The 2,072-nt window shown below is 47.2% G+C and carries 2 protein-coding genes; both read left to right on the top strand.

What is annotated here, in order from left to right; all coding sequences use genetic code 11:
- The first annotated feature begins 298 nt into the window (after nt 1–298).
- Nucleotides 299–418: a photosystem II reaction center X protein gene (gene psbX / locus F6K20_RS35790; protein ID WP_071986908.1), complete on the top strand. Its 120-nt coding sequence runs from the start codon at nt 299–301 to the stop codon at nt 416–418.
- Nucleotides 419–613: 195 nt separating this feature from the next.
- Entirely contained in the window at nt 614–1,585 is a 972-nt protein-coding gene (locus F6K20_RS35785) for a Ycf66 family protein (protein ID WP_287252010.1), read from the top strand.
- The last annotated feature ends 487 nt before the right edge of the window (nt 1,586–2,072 follow it).

Genomic DNA, 2,072 nt, shown 5'->3' with positions numbered 1-2,072 from the left:
TCAGGCTTCCAGCCTGTGACCTAACCCATAAGCTGATAGCTGATAACTGATAGCTGATAGCTTACGTGCCGCCTTAGGTGGGTAGGTGGCTTACGGGCGTCCTTGTGATTGTAGTTAATTTAATTTAAACTTTCTCAATAATAGTATCATGTTCTTAGTTCACCCCTCACCAAGCCTCACCTCTGCTCCAATAGGGAACCGGCAGTGGCATGGGGGAAAGCAATCATGTCTAACACTTACCCGATTGGGAAGTGTAGGAGCATCACAAACAAGATTTACAAATTAACTAGGAGTTTTTATGACACCTTCATTAGCCAACTTTTTGTGGAGTTTACTTTTGGGTACTGCCATTGTGGTTATTCCTGCCACTGTGGCACTAATCGTCTTTAGCCAGAGCGATAAGATCCAACGCTCATAACGAAATCCCTACTATCTATGCCTTCAACGAAGTAAGGCGGAGCTTCGATAGCAGGAAATTGAGTGGGTTCACAACCCGCTCAATTTTTGTATTCAGAATCTCTCCTGATCCAGGAGTAAAATGGTTGTTCTCCAGTTACAGTAGAGTGTAAGACCAATAACTCGCTACCATAAAACTGACCATAGGAGAGTAGCAATGGTAAATTTTGGGTTTAATTCAGCTAGCCTTTTGGGCATATTCTTGATGCTTGCCGGAGCAGGACTCTATTTCCTGCGCTCGGTCCGTCCAGAACTAGCCAGAGACCATGATATCTTTTTCACTGTGGTCGGGGTAGTTTGTGGCTTTATTCTGGTGACTCAGGGATGGCGACTCGATCCAATTTTGCAGTTGAGTCAGCTGTTGTTGAGCGGTACAGCAATATTTTTTGGTGTGGAAAGTCTGCGGTTACGGGGCGTTGCCACTAAAAAAGCCCGGGAAGATGCTGGGTTTGAAGACCGCCAGCGACCAGTTAGCCGTAACTATTACCGCGAAGAACCACAAGAGGCTAATGTTTATGATGAATACGATGAACTAGAGCCGGTAGAGGAGCAATACTCCAACCCTCGCTTGCGGCCCACAGCAGATTCCAGGGAAAGGCGCATAGACCGTTATGAAGCAGAAACCCGCCGTCCACCAAGGAGTCGAGGGAGTTCAGAGGAATCTAGGCTAGAAGAGCGGACGCGTAAACGCCGCCCTCGTTCTAATGGTCAGTTTTCAGAACGACCTAGAGAGACCTGGCAGGCTAAGTTAGATAGTGATTGGGAAGACAGACCATATCGTAGTAGACGTTCTCGTCCTTCGGAACAATCTGTGGAACGACCTGTAGAACGATCTGTAGACACTTGGGAGGCTAAGTTAGATCGGGATCTAGACAGAGATCTAGACAGAGATCTAGATAGAGATAGAGAAGACAGACCCGTTCGCCGTAGCCGTTCCGGTCGTGAATCTATAGAAAACTATGACTCAGAAAACTATGACTCACAGATAGCCTCAAGGGAAAGAAAGCGTCGTACCACCCCAAGGGAGGAAACATCCTCTAACTACTCAGACCAAAACGATTATGTGGATTACAAACCCATCGACCTGTCTGAGGAAGATGATGAGCCGTTAGGACCGTTTGAGTACTAATAAAACTAGCTATCAGCTATCAGCTATCAGCTATCAGCTATCAGCTATCAGCTATTAGCTATCAGCTATCAGCTATCAGCTATCAGCTATCAGCTATCAGCTATCAGCTATCAACTATCAGCTATCAGCTATTAGCTATTAGCTATCAGCTATCAGCTATCAGCTATCAGCTATCAGCTATCAGCTATCAGCTATAAACTATCAGCTATCAGCTATCAGCTATCAGCTATCAACTATCAGCTATCAACTATCAGCTATCAGCTATCAGCTATCAGCTATCAGCTATCAGCTATCAGCTTAAGGGCACGCTACTTGAGGTGCTATTAGTTATCAGTTATCTGCTAAAGGCTGAGGGCTAAAGGCTGAGGGCTGAGGGCTGAGGGCTGAGGGCTGAGGGCTGAGGGCTGAGGGCTGAGGGCTGAGGGCTGAGGGCTGAGGGCTGAGGGCTGAGGGCTGAGGGCTGAGGGCTGAGGGCTGAGGGCTGAGG

Source organism: Moorena sp. SIO2C4 (assembly GCF_010672485.1).
GTDB lineage: Bacteria > Cyanobacteriota > Cyanobacteriia > Cyanobacteriales > Coleofasciculaceae > Moorena > Moorena producens.
This window is presented reverse-complemented; position numbering and strand designations above follow the sequence as displayed.

What these genes read in the sequence shown, in the direction of transcription:
- psbX (WP_071986908.1), top strand. Translation starts at nt 299, where the DNA reads ATGACACCTTCATTAGCCAACTTTTTGTGGAGTTTACTTTTGGGTACT.
- F6K20_RS35785 (WP_287252010.1), top strand. Translation starts at nt 614, where the DNA reads ATGGTAAATTTTGGGTTTAATTCAGCTAGCCTTTTGGGCATATTCTTG.